This is a genomic window from Aeromicrobium sp. WCS2018Hpa-31, assembly GCF_031843905.1.
GTDB lineage: Bacteria > Actinomycetota > Actinomycetes > Propionibacteriales > Nocardioidaceae > Aeromicrobium.
This window is the reverse complement of record NZ_JAVTJF010000012.1, coordinates 62859-85161: the sequence shown is the minus strand read 5'-3', so window position 1 is coordinate 85161 and position 22303 is coordinate 62859. Positions and strand designations below refer to the sequence as shown.

19 protein-coding genes are annotated in these 22303 nt (G+C 72.7%); 8 read left to right on the top strand and 11 right to left on the bottom strand.

Going from position 1 to position 22303, the window contains the following annotated elements:
* Positions 1-444 precede the first annotated feature (444 nt).
* On the bottom strand, positions 445-1059 hold the full coding sequence (locus RQG84_RS15805; RefSeq protein WP_055961153.1) for a TetR/AcrR family transcriptional regulator: 615 nt from the start codon (positions 1057-1059) through the stop codon (positions 445-447).
* 67 nt (positions 1060-1126) lie between these two features.
* Between RQG84_RS15805 and RQG84_RS15800 the strand changes: the two genes are divergently transcribed.
* The 5 genes from RQG84_RS15800 to RQG84_RS15780 all read left to right on the top strand — a co-directional run bounded on the left by RQG84_RS15800 (position 1127) and on the right by RQG84_RS15780 (position 6935).
* Entirely contained in the window at positions 1127-2593 is a 1467-nt protein-coding gene (locus tag RQG84_RS15800; RefSeq protein ID WP_311210791.1) for an NAD(P)/FAD-dependent oxidoreductase, read from the top strand.
* Between the two features lies 1 nt (position 2594).
* The gene (locus RQG84_RS15795) at positions 2595-3947 is read left to right on the top strand and encodes a cytochrome P450 (protein ID WP_311210790.1); all 1353 of its coding nucleotides are present in this window, start codon (positions 2595-2597) and stop codon (positions 3945-3947) included.
* 101 nt (positions 3948-4048) lie between these two features.
* Positions 4049-5308, top strand: a complete 1260-nt coding sequence (locus RQG84_RS15790; RefSeq protein WP_311210789.1) for an NADH:flavin oxidoreductase/NADH oxidase family protein — start codon at positions 4049-4051, stop codon at positions 5306-5308.
* Between the two features lie 80 nt (positions 5309-5388).
* Complete coding sequence (locus RQG84_RS15785; RefSeq protein ID WP_055961164.1) at positions 5389-6348, top strand: NADPH:quinone oxidoreductase family protein; 960 nt, start codon at positions 5389-5391, stop codon at positions 6346-6348.
* A complete protein-coding gene (locus tag RQG84_RS15780; protein WP_311210788.1) occupies positions 6345-6935 on the top strand; it encodes a hypothetical protein in 591 nt (196 codons plus the stop codon). Before RQG84_RS15785 ends, RQG84_RS15780 begins: the two co-directional genes overlap by 4 nt.
* Here the strand turns inward: RQG84_RS15780 and RQG84_RS15775 are convergent.
* From RQG84_RS15775 to RQG84_RS15750, 6 genes are all read right to left on the bottom strand, one after another.
* Complete coding sequence (locus RQG84_RS15775; RefSeq protein ID WP_311210787.1) at positions 6932-7465, bottom strand: GNAT family N-acetyltransferase; 534 nt, start codon at positions 7463-7465, stop codon at positions 6932-6934. The two genes, RQG84_RS15780 and RQG84_RS15775, sit on opposite strands and share 4 nt — an antisense overlap.
* Position 7466: 1 nt before the next feature.
* Positions 7467-9266: a penicillin acylase family protein gene (locus RQG84_RS15770; protein WP_311210786.1), complete on the bottom strand. Its 1800-nt coding sequence runs from the start codon at positions 9264-9266 to the stop codon at positions 7467-7469.
* A gap of 94 nt (positions 9267-9360) precedes the next feature.
* Positions 9361-11214, bottom strand: a complete 1854-nt coding sequence (locus RQG84_RS15765; protein ID WP_311210785.1) for an IucA/IucC family protein — start codon at positions 11212-11214, stop codon at positions 9361-9363.
* Complete coding sequence (locus RQG84_RS15760) at positions 11211-11792, bottom strand: GNAT family N-acetyltransferase (RefSeq protein ID WP_311210784.1); 582 nt, start codon at positions 11790-11792, stop codon at positions 11211-11213. The genes RQG84_RS15765 and RQG84_RS15760 overlap by 4 nt, the downstream gene beginning before the upstream one ends.
* 11 nt (positions 11793-11803) lie before the next feature.
* On the bottom strand, positions 11804-13168 hold the full coding sequence (locus tag RQG84_RS15755; RefSeq protein ID WP_311210783.1) for a SidA/IucD/PvdA family monooxygenase: 1365 nt from the start codon (positions 13166-13168) through the stop codon (positions 11804-11806).
* Positions 13165-14646 carry an aspartate aminotransferase family protein gene (locus RQG84_RS15750; RefSeq protein ID WP_311210782.1) on the bottom strand — a complete coding sequence of 494 codons (1482 nt, stop codon included), beginning with the start codon at positions 14644-14646 and terminating at the stop codon, positions 13165-13167. The genes RQG84_RS15755 and RQG84_RS15750 overlap by 4 nt, the downstream gene beginning before the upstream one ends.
* A 105-nt stretch (positions 14647-14751) precedes the next feature.
* Here RQG84_RS15750 and RQG84_RS15745 point away from each other — a divergent pair, with 105 nt between their 5' ends.
* Complete coding sequence (locus tag RQG84_RS15745; protein ID WP_311210781.1) at positions 14752-15588, top strand: SCO6745 family protein; 837 nt, start codon at positions 14752-14754, stop codon at positions 15586-15588.
* A gap of 30 nt (positions 15589-15618) precedes the next feature.
* Here RQG84_RS15745 and RQG84_RS15740 read toward each other — a convergent pair whose 3' ends face one another.
* The 4 genes from RQG84_RS15740 to RQG84_RS15725 form a co-directional block, all read right to left on the bottom strand.
* Positions 15619-17121: an MFS transporter gene (locus RQG84_RS15740; RefSeq protein WP_311210780.1), complete on the bottom strand. Its 1503-nt coding sequence runs from the start codon at positions 17119-17121 to the stop codon at positions 15619-15621.
* The gene (locus RQG84_RS15735) at positions 17118-18470 is read right to left on the bottom strand and encodes a M20/M25/M40 family metallo-hydrolase (RefSeq protein WP_311210779.1); all 1353 of its coding nucleotides are present in this window, start codon (positions 18468-18470) and stop codon (positions 17118-17120) included. The genes RQG84_RS15740 and RQG84_RS15735 overlap by 4 nt, the downstream gene beginning before the upstream one ends.
* A gap of 52 nt (positions 18471-18522) precedes the next feature.
* Positions 18523-19074: a bifunctional adenosylcobinamide kinase/adenosylcobinamide-phosphate guanylyltransferase gene (gene cobU, locus RQG84_RS15730; protein ID WP_311210778.1), complete on the bottom strand. Its 552-nt coding sequence runs from the start codon at positions 19072-19074 to the stop codon at positions 18523-18525.
* A 96-nt stretch (positions 19075-19170) separates the two neighbouring features.
* On the bottom strand, positions 19171-19548 hold the full coding sequence (locus tag RQG84_RS15725) for a hypothetical protein (protein WP_311210777.1): 378 nt from the start codon (positions 19546-19548) through the stop codon (positions 19171-19173).
* Between the two features lie 337 nt (positions 19549-19885).
* On the opposite strand from RQG84_RS15725, the gene RQG84_RS15720 reads away from it, so the two are divergent.
* Positions 19886-22078 carry a carbon starvation CstA family protein gene (locus RQG84_RS15720; protein ID WP_311210776.1) on the top strand — a complete coding sequence of 731 codons (2193 nt, stop codon included), beginning with the start codon at positions 19886-19888 and terminating at the stop codon, positions 22076-22078.
* The gene (locus tag RQG84_RS15715; RefSeq protein ID WP_311210775.1) at positions 22075-22260 is read left to right on the top strand and encodes a CstA-like transporter-associated (seleno)protein; all 186 of its coding nucleotides are present in this window, start codon (positions 22075-22077) and stop codon (positions 22258-22260) included. The genes RQG84_RS15720 and RQG84_RS15715 overlap by 4 nt, the downstream gene beginning before the upstream one ends.
* Positions 22261-22303: the final 43 nt, after the last annotated feature.

Sequence of the window (22303 nt, the reverse complement as noted above, 5' to 3'; positions counted from 1 at the left end):
CCTGCGGCTGCGTCGGCTGAGGTCGGTCCCGTCCTGCGGCTGCGTCGGCTGAGGTCGTCGTCGTGCCGGTCTCCGAAAGGGCCTCGACCGGAGCAGGCCCAGCGACGTGGGTGGGCTCCCGGGCCGCGTCTCCCGTTTCGGACAGTTCCGGGGCACTCATCGACCCCGAACCGCCCCGCAAGTGTCCGAAACGGCCGTCTTGACGCGTTGAGGTCGATCCGCGCCGTCGAAATCGACCCCAACGCGTCAAAACGCCGGGCGGGGGCCGGGAAGCTCGGCCGAGCCCGACGCGCCCGCTCCGTCGAGGCCCTTCCGGAGACCACGCCCAGACGCACCCGCAGCAGCGCAGCCGCAGGCCACACGTCTCGGACACGTTCGGGGCACTGGAGGGCGTTCGACCGCCCCGCAACTGTCCGAAACGGAGGGACTGAGCCTGGTCGCGCGTCAGGCCGACGTGGAGCCGCGGAGCAGGGCGCGCATGGTCTCGGCGAAGACGTCGACGTCGAGCTCGCCGTCGAGCGAGCGCATGGCGCCCAGACCGATGCCGAGGCTGAGCAGGGCGGTGGCGGCCTTGCGGGCCTCCATGCCGAGAGCGAGTCCGGCGTCGGCCATGACCCGCTCGATGAGGTCGGCGCTGGCGGCCACGAGCATGCGGTGCCGCTTGACCAGCTCGGTGGCGACCCAGGGGCTCTGCCGCGCGACGGCCGCGAACTCCACCTCGAGCGCGGTCCAGCGCGGGTGACCCAGCTTCTCGCGGGCCCACGAGGCGAAGGCGTCGATGCGGCCGTCGAGGTCGGCGTCGACGGTGAAGGCGGCGACGACCCCGGAGATCTGCTCCTCGTGGATCGTGTCGAGCACCGCCATGCAGAGCTCCTCCTTGCCGGAGAAGTTGGAGTACACCGCACCCTTGGAGAAGCCGGCCGCGACCGCCACCTTGTCGAGGGACGTGGCGTTGTAGCCGTCGGCGAGGAACAGCTCGCGGGCGACCTCGACGAGGCGTTCGCGGGTCTGCGCCTGACGTTGCGCCCGCGTGACGGTGCGCTCGCTCTCGACGGTCATCGCTGCCTCCCTCGACGTGTCCCGCAACACCTGGCCACGGGTCTCAGATACCGATAGTATCCGAAACATGATCTCCACGGACATCCTGGTCATCGGCACCGGTTTCAGCGGCATGGGCATGGCCATGAAGCTGCGCGAGGCCGGACGCGACGACTTCGTCGTCATCGAGAAGGCCGACGACGTCGGCGGCACCTGGCGCGACAACACCTACCCCGGCGCCGAGTGCGACATCCAGTCGCACATGTACTCCTTCTCCTACGAGCTCAACCCCGGCTGGAGCCGCGAGTACTCCGGGCAGCAGGAGATCTGGCAGTACATGCGCGGCGTCGCGACGAAGCACGACCTCTACGACGTCATCCACTTCGGCACGGAGGTCACCGGCGCCGAGTGGGACGAGGAGCGCCTGCGCTGGACCGTCAGCACCTCCAAGGAGACCTACGACGCCCGGGTGGTCGTGTCCGGCATCGGCGGCCTGCACATCCCGAACATCCCCGACCTGCCGGGCGCCGAGAGCTTCGCAGGTGCGCGCTTCCACTCCGCGCAGTGGCAGCACGACGTCGACCTGACCGGCAAGAAGGTCGCCGTCATCGGCACCGGCGCCAGCGCCATCCAGTTCATCCCGCAGATCGTCGGCGACGTCGCCCAGCTCGACGTCTACCAGCGCAGCGCCCCCTGGGTCGTCCCGAAGCACAACCACGACATCGAGGGCCGCAAGAAGGCCTTCATCAAGAAGCTGCCCGGCGGCACGCGCGCCTACCGCAACGCCATGTACTGGCTCAACGAGGCGCAGCAGCTGGGCTTCACCGGACCGCTGCAGAACATCACCAGCGTCATGGAGAAGAAGGTCTCGGGCTACATCCGCAAGACGGTCGACGACCCCGCGGTGGCCGAGAAGCTCATCCCCGACTACCGCCTCGGCTGCAAGCGCGTGCTGAAGACCGACAACTACATCCCGGTCTACAACCGCGAGAACGTCGAGCTCGTCACCGACGGCATCGAGGAGATCACCGCCGACGGCATCCGCGCGAAGGACGGCACGTTCCGCGAGGCCGACGTCATCATCTACGGCACCGGCTTCCACGTGACCGACGCGTTCGAGTGGGTGCACGTCACCGGCAAGGGTGGCCGCGACCTGTCGAAGACGTTCAAGGAGAAGGGGATCGAGACCTACCTGGGCATCTCGGTCACCGACTTCCCGAACTTCTTCTTCCTGCTCGGCCCCAACACGGCCCTCGGCCACAACTCGGTCGTGTTCATGATCGAGCAGCAGACGAAGTGGATCCTGTCGATGCTCGACGAGATGGACGAGCGCGGCGCCCAGGCCGTGGAGCCCACGCCGCAGGCGCAGCGCCAGTTCAACGACGCCCTGCAGGAGAAGGTCAGCAAGGGCGTGTGGAGCCAGGGTGGCTGCACCAGCTGGTACCTCGACAGCCAGGGCAAGAACCGCACCATCTGGCCGGGCTTCACCTTCCGCTACTGGTGGGTGACCCGCAAGGTCGAGGCCCAGGACTTCGCGTGGGAGAAGGCGGCCTGACGTGACCGGCGGGGGTGCCGGGTCCCCACGACCGGCCGGGGCGGCGGACCAGCAGAGCTACGACGTCCCTCCGGGGCCGCGCGGGAACCCGCTGCTCATGACCATGCGGTTCATGCGCAAGCGGGGGCCGCTGATCCGCGACGCCCACGCCACGTACGGCGACACGTTCTCGGTGCAGATCCTGCCCGGACCGCGCACCCTCGTGATCCACTCCGACCCCGCCGACGTGAAGGAGATCTTCGCCGCCGACCCGGCGCAGTTCCACGCCGGCGAGGGCAACGCGATCCTCAAGCCGGTGATGGGCGAGCACTCGCTCCTGCTCACCGACGACGCCGAGCACCAGCGCGGCCGCAAGCTGCTGATGCCGGCGTTCACGGGCCCGGCGATGCGCAGCTACCGACCGCTCGTGGAGGGTCTGGCCAAGGAGGCCGTCCAGGGCTGGCACGACGGGCAGCGGCTGGTCACGCTCGACGCGATGAACGCGATCACCCTCGAGGTCATCCTCCAGGTGGTCTTCGGCGTGACCGACGAGGAGCGGCTCTCGGTGCTGCGTCCCAAGGTCACGAGGATCGTCGACATCGATGCCGGCATCCTGCTGTCGTGGATCTTCCCGCGGCTGCGCAGGATCCCGCCGTGGCGCGGCTTCTTCACCAACCTGCGCGAGGTCGACGACCTGCTGTACGCCGAGATCCGGGAGCGTCGCGCCGAGCACGTACGCGACGGGCTGGAGGGCCGCGACGACGTCCTCTCGCGGCTCCTGCTGGCCGGGGAGGGTGACGCCGAGGCCTTGGCCGACGCCGAGCTGCGCGACCAGCTCGTCACGCTGCTGCTGGCCGGCCACGAGACGACGGCGTCGGCGCTGTCGTGGACGCTGCACGAGCTGGGCCAGGACCCGGTGCTGCTGGCCCGGGCCACGCGGGCCGCCGACGAGGGCGACGAGACCTTCCTGGAGGCGTGCCTGAAGGAGGCGATGCGCCTGCACCCGATCATCGACTTCGTGGCGCGGTCCCTCCAGAGCGACCAGGTCGTCGCGGGCCGACGTCTCCCGAGGGGCACCACGGTCACCCCGTCGATCATGCTGTCGCACAGCCGCGAGTCCTCGTTCGCCGACGCCCACGCGTTCCGTCCCGACCGGTTCCTCGACGGCGAGGTCACGGCCGGCACCTGGATCCCCTTCGGCGGTGGCGTGCGGCGCTGCATCGGCGCCGCGTTCTCGCTCATGGAGGGCACGGTGGTGCTGCGCGAGGTGCTGCAGCGCTTCGAGGTGCACACCGAGAAGCCCACCGGGCCGCGCCTGCGCAACATCACGAACGTCCCGGACGACAAGGCGCCCGTCGTGCTCCGCGCGCGATGACACCGTGCTCCGCGCGCGATGACCCGTGCTCCGCGCGCGATGACACCGTCCTGCGCTCCCGCTGACCCGCATCCCTGACAGACCACTGCGTCGGAGGACCCATGTCCACGAACCCTGCCCCCGCGACCGTCGACCGGTCGGTGCTCACCGCGCCGCTCACGCTGCCCAACGGCTCGACCCTGCCCAACCGGCTGGTCAAGGCCGCCCTGAGCGAGGGGCTCGCCCGCCGCGACCACTCGCCGGGCAGCCGGCTGCGTCGCCTCTACGCCCGCTGGGCCCACAGCGGCACGGGGCTCACGATCACCGGCAACGTCATGGTCGACCGTCGCGCGATCGGCGAGCCCGGCAACGTCGTCGTCGAGGACGACCGCGACGCCGCCGACCTCGCCGCGTGGGCGCAGGTCATGAAGTCCGGCGGCAGCGCGGCGTGGGTGCAGCTCAACCACCCCGGCCGCCAGGTCCCGCGCTCGCTGTCCGCGCACCCGGTCGCACCGTCGGACGTCGCGGTGCCCGGCACGGCGGGCGTCTTCGCGGAGCCGCGCGCGCTGACGAACGCCGAGATCGAGGACGTCGTCGCCCGGTTCGCCACCGCTGCCCGCGTCGTCACGCAGGCCGGGTTCGACGGCGTGCAGATCCACGGCGCGCACGGCTACCTCGTCAGCCAGTTCCTCTCACCGCTGTCGAACCGCCGCACCGACGCGTGGGGCGGTACGCCCGAGAAGCGTCGTCGCTTCCTGCTGGAGGTCGTCCGCGCCGTCCGCGCCGCCGTCGGTCCCGACGTCCCGGTCTCGGTCAAGCTCAACTCCGCCGACTTCCAGAAGGGCGGCTTCGACGAGGCCGAGTCGCTCGCCGTCGTCCACGCGCTCGCCGCGGAGGGCATCGACCTGCTCGAGGTCTCCGGCGGCACGTACGCCTCGGCCGCGATGCTCGGCGTCGACCCCAGCCTCAAGGACTCCACCCGACGGCGTGAGGCCTACTTCCTCGCGTTCGCCGAGCAGGTCCGCGCCGAGCTCCCCGACCTCCCTCTCATGGTCACCGGCGGGTTCCGCACCGTCGAGGGCATGGCCGACGCCCTCGGCGACGGCGGCATCGACCTCGTGGGGCTCGGCCGCCCGCTCACCGTGGAGCCCGACGTCCCCGGCCGGCTGCTCGACGGCCGCGCCGACGCGAGCACGGTCCGCCCCCGGCGCAGCGGGATCCGCATGCTCGACAACCTCACCGAGCTCACCTACTACACCGTGCAGATGTGGCGGATGGCCGACGGCAAGGAGCCCGCGCCCGACCGGCACGCACTGCTCAACGTCACCCGGTACCTCGCGACCAACGGCCGCGACAGCATCCGTCTGCGTCGCGGGCACTGAGCCCGAGCGATTCCGGCGCGACGCCACGAACTCTCACTAAGCGCTTGCTTAGCGGTGCTCCACGGCCCTAGTGTCGGGCCATGCGTGCCGTGCAGATCACGACGCTCGACGGGCCTTCGGCCGTCGAGGTCACCGAGCTCCCCGACCCCACCGCCGCCGACGGGCAGGTGCTCGTGCGGGTGCGGGCCGCCGGCGTCTCGTTCCCCGAGGTGCTGCAGACCCGCGGGCTGTACCAGCTCAAGCCGGAGCTGCCGTTCGTGCCGGGCTCGGAGGTCGCGGGCGAGGTCGTCACCGCCCCCGAGGGGTCCGGCTTCTCCCCCGGCGACCGGGTCGCCGGCTTCTGCATGCTCGGCGGGTTCGCCGAGTACGCGGTCACCCAGCCCGACATGACGTTCCACCTTCCCGACGCCGTCTCCTTCGAGCAGGGCGCGTCGGTTCCGCTCAACTACCTCACGGCCTACTTCGCCCTCGTCGAGCGCGGGCGGATCGCACCCGGCGAGCGCGTGCTCGTGCACGGGGCCGCCGGCGGTGTGGGCACGGCCTCCATCCAGGTGGCCAAGGCGTTCGGCGCCGGCCACGTCATCGCCGTCACGTCGACCGCCGAGAAGGGTGCCGTGGCCATCGACGCCGGCGCCGACGAGTTCGTGCTGGCCGACGGCTTCCTCGACGCGGTCAAGGCGTCCGGCAAGGTCGACCTGGTCGTCGACCCGGTGGGCGGCGACCGCTTCACCGACTCCCTGCGCAGCCTGCGCGAGGACGGCCGCCTGCTCGTCATCGGCTTCACCGCGGGCGACATCCCCGAGGTGAAGGTCAACCGGCTGCTGCTCAACAACCTCAGCGTCGTGGGCGTCGGCTGGGGCGCCTACGCGCTCGCCCGCCCCGGGCACGTCGCCCAGGAGTGGGCGGCCATCGCCCCGCACCTGGAGTCCGGTGCGCTCACCCCCCCGATCGGCGCCACGTTCGGCCTCGACGAGGCCGCGCAGGCACTCGCCACCATCGACGAGCGCCGCGCCACCGGCAAGGTCCTGCTCACCCCGTGACGCACTCCGCCCGACGCCGCTGGTTCGCGCTGCTCACCCCGGCGCAGACCACCGGGATCATGCTCGAGGGCCTCGACGTCGTCGGCGGCCCGGTCGTGCCGCTCGAGGAGGCCACCTACGCCGACGCCGACGCGGCACGGGCGGCGTTCGGCCATCCCGAGCCGGTTCCGGGCGCGGGGCGGTTCGTCGACTTCCTCGTGCTCCCGGAGCTGCCTGGGGTCGAGGTGCGCGACGGCGTGCTCACCGCGATGCGCGCGCCGTCGGGCACGGAGTTCTGGCGGCTCGAGGCCGACGGTCGACGTCGGGTCGTCTCGTACTACGACACCCCCGCCTACGGCTGGCGCAACGGCCGCGGCGACGTGCGGCCCGCGCAGCACGTCGGCCTGCGGGCCCGCTACGCGGGTGGAGGTGACTACGTGGCCGCGTTCGAGGACGGTGTCGACGGCGTGCACCTGGTCGCCGTCGGCGAGGACCCGCCGGAGGGCTTCGCCTGGACCAAGGTCGGCGTCTCCCGCCGCACCGTCCCGCTGTCGGACGTCGAGCTCTACGACGCGGCCACCGGGGACCCGTTCGCCCACACGCCCTAGCGGGGACGCGGGAGGAACGCGAGCTGCGCCGTCTTGTGCCCGAGGTCGACCACGGGGCCGACCTCGAAGCCCTCACGGCGGAACCGGGCCACCGACCGCTCGTTGAGCACGTCGGGCTCCACGACGATGCGCCGCACCGACGGGTCCTCGAGCACCACGCCGAGCAGGTACCGGACCAGGTTTCCGGTGAAGCCCGGCCGACGCTCCCCTGGGCCCACGAACAGATGCACCCCCAGGTCGCCCGGTTGCACGTCGTAGGCCTCCCCCACCGGGTCGTGCTCGGGCTCGTAGGTCTGGAAGATCGCGACCGGGACGGTGCCGGCCCGGTGCTCGTGGACCAGGTAGGCGTGGTGCGTCCCGAGGGAGTCGAGGTAGGCGTAGACCTCGCCGACCTCGTCGCGGGTGTGGTCGGTCATGCCCCAGAACCGGGCACGCTCATGCGTCACCCAGCCGTGCAGCAGGTCGAGGTCGCCCACGGGGTCGACCGGTCGGTGCGTGAAGAGGGGCGCGACGGGGGATGTGGAGGTCATGTCAGGGCTCCTCGTGGTCGGGCTGCATCGGCGACGTGGACCCGGCGGCCCACACCTCCAGGTCGTCGGGGACGGTCCACCGGCTGCGGGACCGGTCGGCCAGGCACCACACGAGGCGCGCGACCGGCCCCCTCCACACCCGGTCGTCGACGCCCGGCACCGACGACGTCGACAGGACGCACCCCTCGTCGCCGCCGAGTCGGAGGGCCGGCCCGCCGAGCGGGGTGAAGGTGTGCACGTCGCCCCACGCCGTCGGCGCCGACAGCTGCGGAGCCGCCTCGCGCAGGGCCAGACGCAGGGCTTCCTCCAGGTCCACTCCCGGCACCGGCTCGTCGACGGGCTCCAGCCAACGGTCCAGGGCCAGCGCCACCCGCGGCTCGGGGCGCAGCCAGGGGGCGAACAGCTCGCCGGGCCCGGTCCACGGGTCCGCCGACGGCTCCCGCAGCGGGGCGAGCGCCGGGTGCTCGACGAGTCGACGCACCACGGCCGAGCGCAGCGCGGCGAAGAGTGCGGCGTCCACCGAGTCGGCGTCCATGCGCCGGTCCCACGCGACGATCCGGTCACGCAGCTCGCGCACCTGCTCGGGCTCGCCTGCGAGGTCGAGGCCGGCGAGCCGTCGCTGCCAGTGCTCGGCCGGCAGCAGCAGCGTGTCGGCGTGCAGGGCAGCAGCCTGCTCCACGTCGAGCACGGGCCGCTCGTCGAGCAGCTGCTCGAGCCGGCGTGCACGGTGCGGCGGGGCGAGCTCGTCGGCGAGCGGCGCGCTGTGCTCGCCCTGGCGGTGGTTGGCCGTCACCTGGTGCTCGTCGGCCCCGACCTCGCGGCGGTGCGGCACGACCCATCCGACCCACTCCCCCGAGGCAGCGCGCCAAGGAACCCGGCCGGCCACGCGGTGCAGCACCGCCCCCTCGACGTCGGCCACGAGCACGTCGTTGACCGGCTCCACCCAGTGGTCGAGCGCGGCGTCGACGTCGGCCACCGACCGGGCCCGCAGCAGCGGCAGCAGCGCGGCGAGGCCGAGGTCGTCGACGAGCCAGGGCACGGTGCGCACGGCCACGCCGGAGCCGTCCGGGTGCTCGAGGACCAGCGGCCCGTGGGCCGTCACCGGCACGCCGTCGACGACGTCGCGCGGCTCCTGCGCCGACACGTCGGTGAGCTGCTGGGTGTCGGCCATCGCGTTGGTGATGGCCCACGCGACCGACCCGGTGTGCCCGAAGTGCTGCACGCCCGGCACCCCCGGGAAGGTGAGGCCGACGACGTCGACGTCCTCGTCCGTGGCGACGAGCCGCACCTGCTGGTAGACGCCCGGCACGGTGACGATGCGGTGCGGGTCGGCACCGACGAGCGGCAGGCCGTCGGCCGAGCGCCGCCCACCGACGACCCAGGCGTTGCTGCCCGACAGGGCCGGCACCTCCTGCGCGAGCGTCGCGACGGCATCGGGTCCGAGCACCCGCGCCACGTGCCGACGCCAGAGGTGGTGGCCGAGGCTGCCGAACAGTGCGTGGTGCACGGCCATCACACCGAGCGACGTCCAGTCACGCCAGGCGTCGAGCCCACCCGCGCGGACGCCCGCGGCGTAGGCGTCGACGAACGCCCGCGTCTCGTCGTCGAGCCGCTCGTGGGAGCGCCGGGCCGTCCGCGCCAGCAGCGACCGGGCGCAGAACGCGTCCCAGGGCGTGCCCGTGGTCGACTCCACGTGCGCGAGGTCCTCGAGCAGACGCTCCCGCGACGCCTCGGCGGTCGCCCGACCCTGCGCGAACGCCAGCCCCTCCGTCGACGCCGCCTCCACCCTCAGCACCGTCACGCCACACCCCCGACCCGCGTCCCGAAGGGTTGCCGACGGTTCCCGCCCGAGAGAGCCGTCGACAACCCTTCGGGACGCGGGGTGGGGGCCGGGGTCATCGGCCGTGGAGGGGGTTGGCCAGGCGTCCGACAAGCTGCAGCGACTGCGCCTGGTCGGCGAGGTCGACCATCTCGAGGGTGTTGCGCAGCTGCAGCCGGTTCAGGCACGAGTGCTCGAAGTCGGGCGCCAGCAGGTCGTACCGCGCGTGCTGGGCGGCCAGCTCGGGGTGGTCGGCCTGCAGGTCGCGCAGGCACGCGGCCGCCACGGTCCAGAACTCCTCCCCCGACAGCACCCCGTCGTCGGCGAGGATCGCCGCGAGGAACCTCAGGAAGCCGTCGAGCACGTCGGTGAGCACGGCCAGCGCCTGCTGGCCCTCCGGCACCCGGGCCCGGATCCGCTGCACGGCCTCGGGCAGGGAGTCGAGCGGGTGTGCCTCGGGTCCGTCTCCCGCGAGCAGTGCGACCTCCTCGCCCACGTCCTTCATGACCGCGCGCACGGGCACGTGGTCCCGCAGCACGAGGATCAGGTTCTCGCCGTGCGGCATGAAGGCCAGGTCGTGCGCCCACAGGCAGTGCGCGACCGGCCGCAGGTAGGCGTCGAGGTAGCGGCGCACCCAGTCCGCGGGCGCCAGCCCCGACGCCCGGATCGTCGCTGCGGCCAGGCTCCGCCCCTCGCGGTCGCGGTGCAGGAGCGACGCCATGGTCGCGGCCCGCTCCCCTGACCCGAGCCGCGGCTGCTCGCGCCACAGCGCGGCGAACATCTTCTGGTACGGCCCGCGGCGTGCACCGGCCACGCGCTGGTAGACCCCACCGGTGTAGCCGACGGCGGCCCGCTCGCGCAGCACCGTGAACCCGCACCGACGCAGCTCGGCGTCGTCCTCGATGAGGGCGTGCACCCAGTCGTTGATGGCGGGCGTGCCGCGCATGTAGTGCGGCGACAGCCCCCGCATGAAGCCCATGTTCTGCACCGACAGCGCCGTCTTGACGTACATGCGCGACGGGTCGGACACGTTGAGGAACGTCCGCACCGACTGCTGCGCACGGTAGGCGTCGCGGCTCGTGCCGAGCGGCACCACGTCGCGGCGGGCGACGTCGGCCGCGAAGGTCACGGCCAGCTTGTTCGTCCACTGCCAGGGGTGCGCCGGCACCAGGAGGTAGTCGCGGGGGTCGAGGCCGAGGTCGCGCAGCCGCGTGTCGAAGGCGTCGCGCTGGTCCGCGTCGAGCTCGTCGGCGTAGAGCGCGTCCTCGTCGAGGCCCTCCCCCAGGGCCAGCACGGCGTGCTCGCGGCGGACGCCCAGCCAGACCAGCTGCACGTCACTGCCGGTCTCCGGCGCGAACGCGCGGTAGTCGTCGAGCCCGTACCCGATCCGACCGTTCGTGGCGAGGAAGGCAGGATGCCCCTCGTGCATGGCGGCCTCGACCGTGGCGAGATCCGCGTCGAGCAGGTCCTCGACGGTGTGCGCGTGGTGGGTGTCGGCCCAGCAGGCGGCCGCGAGCGTGGCGCTCAGCTCCTCCAGGTACACCGCCACCAGGTGGTCGGGGATGCCGAGCTCGTCGTGCAGCTCGGCCACCAGCTCGAGCACGTCGACCGGCAGCATCGCCTCGCCCCCCTCGGTGTCGCTGGAGTCGTCGGACCGCAGCACCGACCACGGGTCGACCGACCAGTGCTCCGGCTCGTGCACGTGGGCGTGGAACCGCCACGTCGAGGAGGTGGTGCGCACCTCCCACCAGCCCCCCGCATCGGCCACCGGCTCGGGCGACAGGAGGCGCTCGTGGGTGAGCTCGCCCAGGGCCTTCGCGACGAGCCGACGCTGGGCGCGCTCGAGCGTCACCGGCTCCAGGTGGTCGGCGGTGTCCAGGGCTCGGGGGTCGACGGTGTCCGCCGTCGCCAGCAGGGCGGTGGGGGTCATGCGGCGTCTCCCGTCGGGTCGAAGGATGCTCCGAGCTCGCTCGCCTCGAACTGCTCGCGCGTGCACGCGCTCAGGAGCGCCCGCTTGTCGGGCAGGTCGACCTCGCGCTCGGCCACGAAGCCCGCCCGGGCGTTGAGGTCGTGGATGGCGGTGTTGCGTGCGTCGGGCTCCACGACGACCCGGCGGGTCCCGTCGCCACCGTGGCCAGGGAGGGTGAAGCAGTGCCGCATGACGGCCGCGAAGACGGCCGCCGTGAAGCCGTGCACCGGCGTCTCCGTCGGCGCCACCAGCACGTGCATGCCGAGGTCGCCGGGCTGCGTGTCGTGGTGCCCCACGAGGGGCGAGTGCGCCGGGTCGTAGGTCTCGGCCAGGAAGGCCGGGTGGGCCCGATCCTCCGGACCGACGCGTCCGAGCCAGGCGTCGTGGTGGGGGCTCGCGACGATGTCGGCGTACTCGCGTCGCACGTCGTCGACGCTCGCGCCCTGCATCATCCAGAACACCGACCGCGGGTGGGTCACCCACGCGTGCAGCAGCGGCGCGTGGCGGTCGACGTCGAGCGGCTCGAGCCATGTCCTCATCGACCCGTGCCTCATCGGTCCACCCCCGACAGGGCGCGGTCGGCGGCGGGTGCCCCGAACGTCTGGAAGGCGATGCGCTCCTCCACCGGGTACACCTCCCGCCCCGCCATCGCGTTGACGATCACCGACGACCGGAAGGCCCCCATGCCGAGGTCGGGGGCGACGAAGCCGTGCGTGTGCTCCTCCGCGTTCTGCACGAAGACCCGGTGGTCGGCGTCGATCGTGTAGTCCGAGGCGACGGCGTACCGGCCGCGCTCGTCCCACCTGACGTGGTCGTGCAGCGGTTCCACCAGGTCGGGCAGCCCGGCGCGGTAGCCGGTGGCCAGCACGAGCGACGCGGTGCTCGTGCGGAACGGCACGTCGGTCTCGTCGTGGCGCAGCTCCAGGCCGACCCGACCCGCCTGCGCGTCCCACGACGCCGACGTCAGCGTGGTGCCGGCCAGCAGGTCTGTCGTGACCGGGCCGTCGACGCTCAACCGGTAGAGCGTGTCGTAGATGTCGTCGACGAGGTCGCCGCTGATGCCCTTGTAGAGCGGCTTGTGCTCGCCGACCAGCCGGTCGCGGACCTCCGTCGGCAGCGCCTGGAAGTACGCCGTGTACTCCGGCGACGTCATCTCCAGCGTCAGCTTGGTGTACTCCATCGGGAAGAAGCGCGGCGACCTCGTCACCCACGTGAGGTGGTAGCCGCACCGCCCGGCGTCCTCCAGCAGGTCGCGGTACACCTCGGCGGCGCTCTGCCCGCTGCCGACGACCGTGATCGAGTCGGTGGCCTGGAGCGCCTCCTTGCGCGGCAGGTAGTCGGCGGTGTGGACGACGGTCCCACCGTGCCCACCCTCGAGCAGCGCGCGCGCCGCGTCGGGCACGTGCGGACGCGTGCCCACGCCGAGCACCACGTGGCGGGCCGTCAGCGTGGTGGGGCCGTCGGCCGTCAAGGCGGTCACCGTGAACAGCTCGCCGTCGCGGCGGACCGACTGGACGTGGTGACCCAGGCGCACGGGCAGCCGCTCGGCGGCCCAGCGCAGGTAGCGGTCGTACTCGCGGCGGAGCGGGTAGAAGCTCTCGCGGATGTAGAACGGGTACAGCCGCCCGACCTGCTTGAGGTAGGCCAGGAACGAGTAGGGCGACGTCGGGTCGGCCATGGTCACGAGGTCGGCCATGAACGGCACCTGCAGCGTGGCCTCGGGCAGCATCATGCCCGCGTGCCACGACACGTCGTCGCGGGACTCCAGCACCACGCCCCGCAGGCCGGTGGGCTCGGCGAGGGCGGCCAGTCCGAGGTTGAACGGTCCGGCGCCGACGGCCACGAAGTCGAGGACCTCCTGCCGGCCCCGCCCGGCGGGGGTGCCGGGCCGTGGGCGGCGATCAGGCACAGTCATGCGTCCACCTCCTCGCGGTCGCGCTCGAGCAGGTCCTCACCGGTCGAGCGCACCCGCTCGAGCACGGCCACGACGTCCTCGAGCGTGGCGGCCGGGTTGAGCAGGGTGAGCTTGAGCCACGCCCGCCCGTCGACCTTCGTGCCGGCGACGACCGCGCGACCGTCGCCCCAGAGGGTGCGCCGGATCCGGGGATTGAGGTCGTCGGCGAGGTCGTCGTCGAGGCCGTCGGGCCGGTAGCGGAACACGACGGTGCTCAGCTCGGGCTCGGCCCGCAGCTGCAGGTCGTCCTGCTCGCGGACCCAGTCCGCCGTCGCGTGGGCGAGGTCGATCGCGGTGTCGAAGCCCTGCCCGATCGCGTCGGCGCCCATGACGCGCAGCGTGAGCCAGAGCTTGAGCGCGTCGAACCGGCGGGTGGTCTGCAGGCTCTTGTCGACCTGGTTCGGCAGGTCGGCCGTCCGCGGGTTGAGGTACTCGGCGTGGTAGGTCACGTGCCGCAGGACCCCCGCGTCACGCACCAGGACGGCGCTCGCGCTCACGGGCTGGAAGAACGTCTTGTGGAAGTCGACGGTGACGGAGTCGGCCCGCTCGATGCCGTCGAGCCGGTGCCGTCGTCGCGGCGACGCGAGCAGACCACCCCCGTAGGCGGCGTCGACGTGCATCCACACGCCGTGCTCGGCGCACAGGTCGGCGACGGCACCGAGCGGGTCGATCGCACCCAGGTCGGTGGTCCCCGCCGTGGCCACCACGGCCATGGGGACGAGCCCGCGGGCGAGGCAGTCGTGCAGCGCCCGCTCCAGGGCGACGGGGTCCATCCGATGCCGGGCGTCGACGTCGACGGGCACCACCGCGTCGGCGTCGAGGCCGAGGATCGTGGCCGACTTCTGCACGCTGAAGTGCGCGTCGGCCGAGCAGAACACCCGGAAGCGGGCGAGCGAGTCGGCGTAGGCGAGCCCCGGGTCGACGTGGCCGCGCAGGAAGGTCTCGCCGCGTGCCATGAGCAGCGCCTGGAGGTTCGACTGCGTGCCGCCCGACGTGAACACGCCGTCGGCACTCCCGCCCTCGGCGGGGACGGCGAACCCGATGCGTCCGGCGGTCCAGTCCACCAGCCGGCGCTCGATGAGCGTGCCGCCCGCGCTCTGGTCCCAGGTGTCGAGCGAGGAGTTCACGGCCGAGACGAAGAGCTCGGCCAGCAGCGCCGGGACGACCACGGGGCAGTTCAGGTGAGCGGCGTAGCCGGGGTCGTGGAACCACACGGCATCGTCGAGGTACACGTCGCGGAGCTCGGCGAGCGCGGCGTCGACGTCGACGGGCCGGTCCAGGTCCACGGCGTCGACGGCGCGTGCGACGTCGGTGACCGAGCGACCGCTGAAGGGCGTCCGGACGCTGCCGAGGTGCTCGGTGAGCACGTCGAGCCCGGCGCGCATGGTCGTGGCATAGTGCTCGGCGTTGGCCGGGCTGAACAGGTGGTCGTCCACCATGCTCCTTCCCCCGAAGATCGTGTAGGCAAGCCTTACCTAAGCAAACCCGGACCGTCCCGGCAACCTGCTGGGAGCCACGTCACACCTCACCCCTCGGAGACGCCCGTGCACCCGCTCACCGGTTTCTGGCGCTCGATCGAGGCCCTGCACTCCGTGGTCTACTTCGCGCCCGACGCCCAGTCCCGCTACGAGTCCCTGGGGCTGAAGGGCTACTGGATGGGCTACGCCGCCTCCCGCGCCGGCGCCCTCGGCACCCCCGCTGCCGCGGTGGTCGTGGCCACCTTCCACGGCTTCGCCCCGCGACTCGTCGAGCGGGCCGTCCCCGACGCGTGGCGGATGGCCGACCCGCAGGCGGTGCTGGCCGAGCGGCTCGCGATCGCCCGTGACGCGCTCGGTCCCGCCCTCGCCGGGCACGACGTCGAGCGTCTGGCCGCGCGCCTCGCGCAGGTGGTCGGTCGCGCCGACCTCGCGGGGAAGCCGCTGGCCGCGGCCGAGTCGTCGCTGGCCGTGCCCGACGACGCGGTCGGTGCCCTGTGGCGCCACGCGAGCGTGCTGCGCGAGCTGCGCGGCGACGCCCACGTGTCGGTGCTGGTCACCGCCGGTCTCGGCGGGGCCGCCTCGAACGCCCTGCAGGTGGCGCTCGGCCGGGCTCCGGAGCGTCAGCGCTCGGTCCGGGGCTGGACCGAGGACGAGTGGGCCGAGGCGCTGGAGGACCTGCGCCGTCGTGGCTGGGTCGACGCCGACGGCGCACCCACCGACACCGGCCGGGCCGCCCGCGAGCGACTCGAGGACGCCACGGACCGTGCCGTCGACGCCGCCCTCGACACCGAGGCCACGGCGCACGCGGTGTCGGTGGAGTCCGACCTGGTCGCCGCCGCCCGCGCCGTGGTCGCCGCCGGTGCCATCACCTACCCCAACCCCATCGGCGCCCAGGCGCCCTGACCGGTCCCCGCGTCCTCGACGTGGAGACCGTCAGGCGTCGACGGCCGCGCTGCGGCGGGTGAGGAGCAGCACGGCGGCGGCCGCGAAGGCGCTCACCGAGCACACGGCCCACACGGTCAGGTAGCCCGAGAGGGGCGCGGTGCCGAGCGTCGGGTCGTCGATCGACCCGGTCGACGCCAGGGCGATGGCGAACACCGCCGACGCGATCGCGCCACCCACCGTCTTGGTCGCGTTGGTCATGCCGGTCGCGAAGCCGGTGGCCTCCGGCGGCGCGGCTGCAGCGGCCGCGGCCGGAAGCGCCGCCACGAGCAGCCCGGACCCGACGCCCGCGACGCCCATGTTGGTGAGCGTCTGGGTGGTCGTGTCGTGCAGCGGCAGGAACAGTCCGTACCCGACACCGACGACGGTGCAGCCCGCCACCATCGCCCCGCGCGGGCCGAGCGTGCGCGAGAGCACCGGCAGGAGCAGGGCACCCACCACCATCGTCACGACGTAGACGCCGATGAGCGTGGACACGAAGGCCGCGGACGCACCGAGACCGAAGCCCGCGACGTCGGGATCGGTCCGCGCGAAGGTGGACAGCGGGATCTGCGCGCCCAGCACGGACATGCCGAACAGGAACGCGGTCAGCTGCACCGGCCACTGGGCCGCGCGGACGAACGTGTGCACGTCGATGAGCGGAGCGACCCCGTCCTCGGGTCGGGCGGCCAGCCCTCGCTCGAAGCGGACGAGCACGGAGAGCGCCGCGAACGAGAGCAGGACGAGCGACCACGGGACCAGGGAACCGACGCCCATCAGCCGGATCGCGATGAGCCCGCCCATGAGCAGCCCGAGGGTCACCGTGAGCCACGCGAGCCCGCCGTAGTCGTACCCGCCCGACGCCTGGCCGCGGTCACGCTCGATGCCGAACCACACGATCGCGAGGCACAGCGTCACGGCCACGGCGGGCAGCGACAGCAGCACCGTCATCGACGTCGACTCCACCAGGGCGCCCGACGTGAGCGCACCGACGATCACGCCGGTCTCGAGCGCCGCCACCAGGAAGGCGGCCGACCGACGGGTGAGGCGGTGCTGGTCGGGCGAGCCGGCCGTGCGGCGGTGGATGATCGCCACCTCCACGGGCAGCCACACCACGTACGCACCCTGCAGCGCCCAGCCGACGAGGAACGTGGAGAAGCCGGGCGCGAAGGCCAGGGCCCAGGAGCCGACCGCCGTGACGGCCGTCGACACGAGCAGGACGTTGCGGTGGCCCCACAGGTCGCCCAGCCGCGACAGCAGCGGCACCGCGAGCGCCGACAGCACCAGCTGGGCGGCCTCGAACCAGTTGACGTCGGCGTCGCGGATGCCCAGGTGACGCGCGATGTCGGAGAAGATCGGCGTGTAGAAGCCCTGCAGGATGCCGCTCACGACCTCCACCGCCACGAGGAAGCCGACCACCGCCCATAGGCCGGTGTGCAGCTGACGTCCGTGGTCCGGCGCCCCCGCCGGGGTGCTCTGCCGCCCACGGCCCGGCACCCCCGCCGGGGTGCTCACAGCGACCTCAGCAGCGCGACGTACCAGTCGACGCCCTCGAGCCAGGCGGCCACGTGCACGTGCTCGTCGAAGGAGTGGATGGAGGCGCGCTGCTCCTTGCTCATCCGCAGCGGGGCGAACCGGTAGACGCGCGGGCAGATGTCGCAGAAGAAGCGGCTGTCGGTGCCGGCCATCATCACGTAGGGGGTCACGATCGCGTCGGGGAAGACGTCGGCGATCGTGCGCTCCAGCAGCGCGAACGCGCCCAGGGCCTCGGGCTCGGTCGTGGGCGAGAGCGGACTCGGCTCGTTCGCCTCGACGACGTCGACCGCGACCTGCTGGTCCCCGACGGCGTCCCGGACGTGGTCAAGCGCCGACGCCACGCTCTCCCCCGGCATGATCCGCAGGTTCACCTCGGCCCGCGCCCGGGCGGCGATGACGTTGTGGGCGGGCGCACCGGACAGCGTGGTGGCCACCATGGTCGTCCGCACCATCGCGGCGGTCTCGGGCCCGGCCGCGACGAGCGCACGACCGAGCACCCCGGGCGGGGTCCGGGTGGCGCCGGTCAGGAGCGCACGCAGCGGCAGCGGCAGGTGGCCGGCCAGCCGACGCAGCAGGTCGATGGTCGGGCCGGGGACGTTGACCGGGAACTGCTTCTGGTCGAGCCGCCAGAGTGCGCGTCCGAGGCGGGCGGTCGGGCCCCTGGGCGCGGGCGTGGACGAGTGGCCCCCGCGACCCGTGACGGTGAGCGAGAGCGTGGTGGTGCCCTTCTCCGTGGCGCCGACGACGGCGACCGGCGCACCCACGCCGGGAAAGGCCTGGCCCGCCACGGCACCGCCCTCGTCGAGGACGAACCACGGCTCGACGCCGCGTCGCCGCAGCTCGTCGACCGCCGCGGGGGCCGACGGCCCGGACACCTCCTCGTCGGCACCGAAGGACAGCCACACGTCCTGCGCCGGCGTGAGGCCATCGGCGAGCAGGCGCTCGACGGCGGTGCAGATGGCCACCAGCTGGCCCTTGTCGTCGAGGGTGCCGCGGCCCCAGACCGCAGGTCCCTCGGGGGTGTCGACGACGTCGGCGGCGAAGGCGGGGTGCGTCCAGGGGTCGTCGGGCGTCACCGGCACCACGTCCTGGTGGGCCATGAGCACGACAGGACGGTCCGAGGACGCCCCGGCCCACCGCCACAGCAGCGCGCGCGGTGCGGCCTCGCCCAGGTCGACCCGCTCCAGCCGCTCGTGCAGCAGCGGGAAGTGCTCGGCGAGGAGCGCGTGCAGCTGCTCGAAGGGGGCCGGGTCGGTCAGGGCCGGGTCGCGCTCGGCGACGGTGGGCACGCGGATCGTCGCGCGCAGGACCTCCACGTCAGGATGCACTCCCCGACGCTAGCCCGCGGCCGGGGTCACCCGCCCCGCGAGCAGGACGGCGTCAGAGGGTGATGACCCGGCCTGCGACGACGAGCAGCACCTCGTCGCACTCGGCGGCGAAGCGCTGGTTCACGACACCGAGCAGGTCGCGGAAGATCCGGCCGGACCGGTGCTCGGGCACCACGCCGAGCCCCACCTCGTTCGTCACGAGCACCACCGTGCGCTGCGTCCGGGCGAGGGCCTCGACCGCGGCGTCGACGCGGTCGAGCAGCACCTGCTCCCACTCCTCGCGGATGGCGTCCCAGCCGTCGAGCTCGTCGATCTGGCTCGTGAGCCAGGTGCCGAGGCAGTCGATGAGCACCGCTGCGTCGGAGTCCGACCCGTCGGAGTCGGCGTCCTCGATCGCGGCGACGAGGTCGGCGGTCTCGATCGTGGCCCAGTGCGACGGGCGCCGTTCCTGGTGCCGGGCCACCCGCTGAGCCCACTCGGGGTCCTCGTCGGGGTCGGCCGCCGGCCCGGGTGCGACGTAGACGACGCGCTCGTGGGCGACCACCAGCGACTCCGCGTGGAAGGACTTGCCCGACCGCACCCCACCCGTGACCAAGACCTTCATGGCGCGACGATACCGCTCACGGGCGGTCCGACGGCAGGCCCGGACGCATCCGGCCCACGGCACCCGCGAGGGTGCCGTGGGCCGGGCGACGCGACGTCAGCCGCAGCGCGGCGGCAGGACGCTGCCCGTGGTGTACACGGCGCTGTAGCTGGCCCAGCCGGCCTTGCCGGTCGTCGTGTTGCGGGCGTAGACCCAGTTCACGCCGTTGCTGTTGACGCGGCTGCAGTGGACGTCGATGCCCTGGCCGCGGTAGCTGCGTCCGACGATCGTGCAGTCGTTGTAGCCGGCGGTGCGCAGGGCCGTGCCGTCGCCCCAGCTGAACGTCCCCGTGCTGATCAGGTCCGGGTGCACGTCCCACTTCGGGGCGGTGCAGTTGCTGGCGACGGCCGCCGAGGCGGTGGTCGCCGGGGCCACGCCGGCGAGCAGACCTACGGCTACCGCGGACGCCCCGGCGAGTGCGAGTGACTTCTTCATCGTTCGTCATCCCTTCATGGGACGCACCTGTGGAACGTCCCCCCGATGAGTCCCTCAGACCCGTCTGGTGTGAGGTGGCTCACAGCGGACGCTAGTGCCGCGATCGCCCGGTGTCGACGGCTGGGACCGATCGTCACGATCTGTTCACCATCCCGTCCCCACCCTCCGCGACGGCCGCCCTGGGCGGCGCGAGGTCGGCGAGGTGGAGACGCTCACCGACGGGCGGGTACCGCTCGGCGCGGCACCGACGTCACCACTGGCGTGAGCGGCACCACCCGTGGTCCGATGGGTCGGCGCGGTGGTCCTGCGCGCCGTCACGCGTCCTGAGGGGGAACCCATGAGCACCCGAGCTCCGTCCGCACCGAGCCCCGCCGACACCGGCGGCAGCCGGGTCCGCACGATCGTCGTCTGGTCGGCCGTCGCCCTCGTGGGAGCGGTCTGCTGGGCCGTCCTCGCGCTCTCGCGCGGCGAGGACGTGTCGGCCCTGTGGATCCTGTTCGCCGCCCTGTCGTCCTACGCCATCGCCTACCGCTTCTACTCCCGCTTCATCGCGAAGAAGGTGCTCGAGGTCGACGACACGCGCGCCACGCCGGCGGAGCGCCTCGACAACGGCGTCGACTACGAGGTCACCGACCGACGCGTGCTGTTCGGCCACCACTTCGCGGCCATCGCCGGCGCCGGGCCGCTCGTCGGGCCCGTGCTCGCCGCACAGATGGGCTACCTGCCCGGCACGATCTGGATCATCGTCGGCGTGATCCTGGCCGGCGCCGTCCAGGACATGGTCGTCCTGTTCCTCTCGATGCGGCGCGACGGCAAGAGCCTCGGCCAGATGGTGCGCGAGGAGATCGGTGTGATCGGCGGGACGGCCGCGCTGATCGCCGTCTTCGCGATCATGATCATCATCCTCGCGGTGCTCGCCCTGGTGGTCGTCAACGCGCTCGCCGAGTCGCCGTGGGGCGTGTTCTCCATCGGCCTGACCATCCCGATCGCCCTGTTCATGGGCTTCTACCTGCGCTACATCCGGCCCGGGCGCGTCCTCGAGGTCACGGTCATCGGTGTCGTCCTGCTCCTGCTCGCGATCATCGGCGGCGGCTGGATCGACCAGACCGGCCTGGCGGACACGCTGACCCTGAGCAAGGAGAGCCTCGTCGTCGCGCTGGTCGTGTACGGCTTCGTCGCCTCGATCCTGCCGGTGTGGATGCTCCTGACGCCCCGCGACTACCTGTCGACGTTCATGAAGATCGGCGTCATCGTCCTGCTGGCCGTCGGCCTCGTCATCGCCGCACCCACCCTGCAGGCCGACGCGATCACGAGCTTCGCCACCGACGGCGACGGCCCGGTGTTCGCGGGCAAGGTGTTCCCGTTCGTGTTCATCACGATCGCCTGCGGCGCACTGTCGGGCTTCCACGCACTGATCGCCTCCGGCACGACGCCGAAGATGATCCAGAAGGAGAGCCACGTCCGGATGATCGGCTACGGCGGCATGCTGATGGAGTCGTTCGTCGCCATCAGCGCGCTCATCGCCGCGGTCGTCATCGACCAGGGCTTCTACTACGCCATGAACGCCCCCGCCGGCGCGACCGGCGGCACGCCCGAGGGGGCCGCGGCGTTCGTCAGCCAGCTCGGCTTCACGCTCTCCCCGGGCGACCTCACCGCGGCCGCGGCCTCGATCGAGGAGTCGACCATCATCTCGCGCACCGGCGGCGCCCCGACCCTCGCCTTCGGTCTCTCGCAGATCTTCTCCGACGCGTTCGGCGGCGGGCTCCGGGCGTTCTGGTACCACTTCGCGATCATGTTCGAGGCGCTGTTCATCCTCACCGCGGTCGACGCCGGCACCCGCGTGGGTCGGTTCATGCTGCAGGACACGATCGGCAACGTGTGGACCCGCTTCGGCGACGTCTCCTGGCGTCCCGCCGCCTGGGCGGCCAGCGCGGTCACGGTGGGCGCCTGGGGCTACTTCCTCTGGATCGGCATCAGCGACCCCCTCGGTGGCATCAACCAGCTGTTCCCGCTGTTCGGCATCGCCAACCAGCTGCTCGCCGCGATCGCGCTCACGCTGTGCGTCACGCTGTTCATCAAGCACGGCAAGGTGAAGTACGCCTGGGTCCCGGGCATCCCGCTCGCCTGGGACCTGATCGTGACGATGACGGCCAGCTGGCAGAAGGTGTTCAGCGACAACCCCGCCATCGGCTACTTCGCCCAGGCCGACCGCTACCGCACCGCACGCGACTCCGGCGAGGTGCTGGCCCCGGCCGCCGACGCGAGCCAGATGGACCAGATCATCCGCAACTCCACGACCAACGGCGTCATCCAGGCCACCTTCGCCCTGCTGGTGATCGTGATCGTGGCCAACGCGGTGGTCATCTGGGTACGGGCGATCAAGGCCGGGTCGCTGCCCACGACGGAGGTGCCGCACACGCCGTCGCAGATCGTCGCCCCGGCCGACTTCATCGCCACCCGCGAGGAGACGGAGGCCGTGGCCGCGTGGGAGAAGGAGCGCGACCCCTCCCGCGTGGGAGGCCGACGATGAGCCGCCTGGGCGAGCGGCTCGCGGGCCTGCGCCGCCTCGTCCGCGAGTTCACCGGCGAGGCGGCGTGGGACGACTACCTCGACGCCTGCGCGCGCGACGGGGTCGAGCCCACCACCCGCCGGGCGTTCGAGCGGCACCGTGCCGACCAGGTGGAGCACGCACCCATGGCGCGCTGCTGCTGATCCGGCCTCGGCTGGGGTTGCGGACCCGCACAGGTGGGGCCAC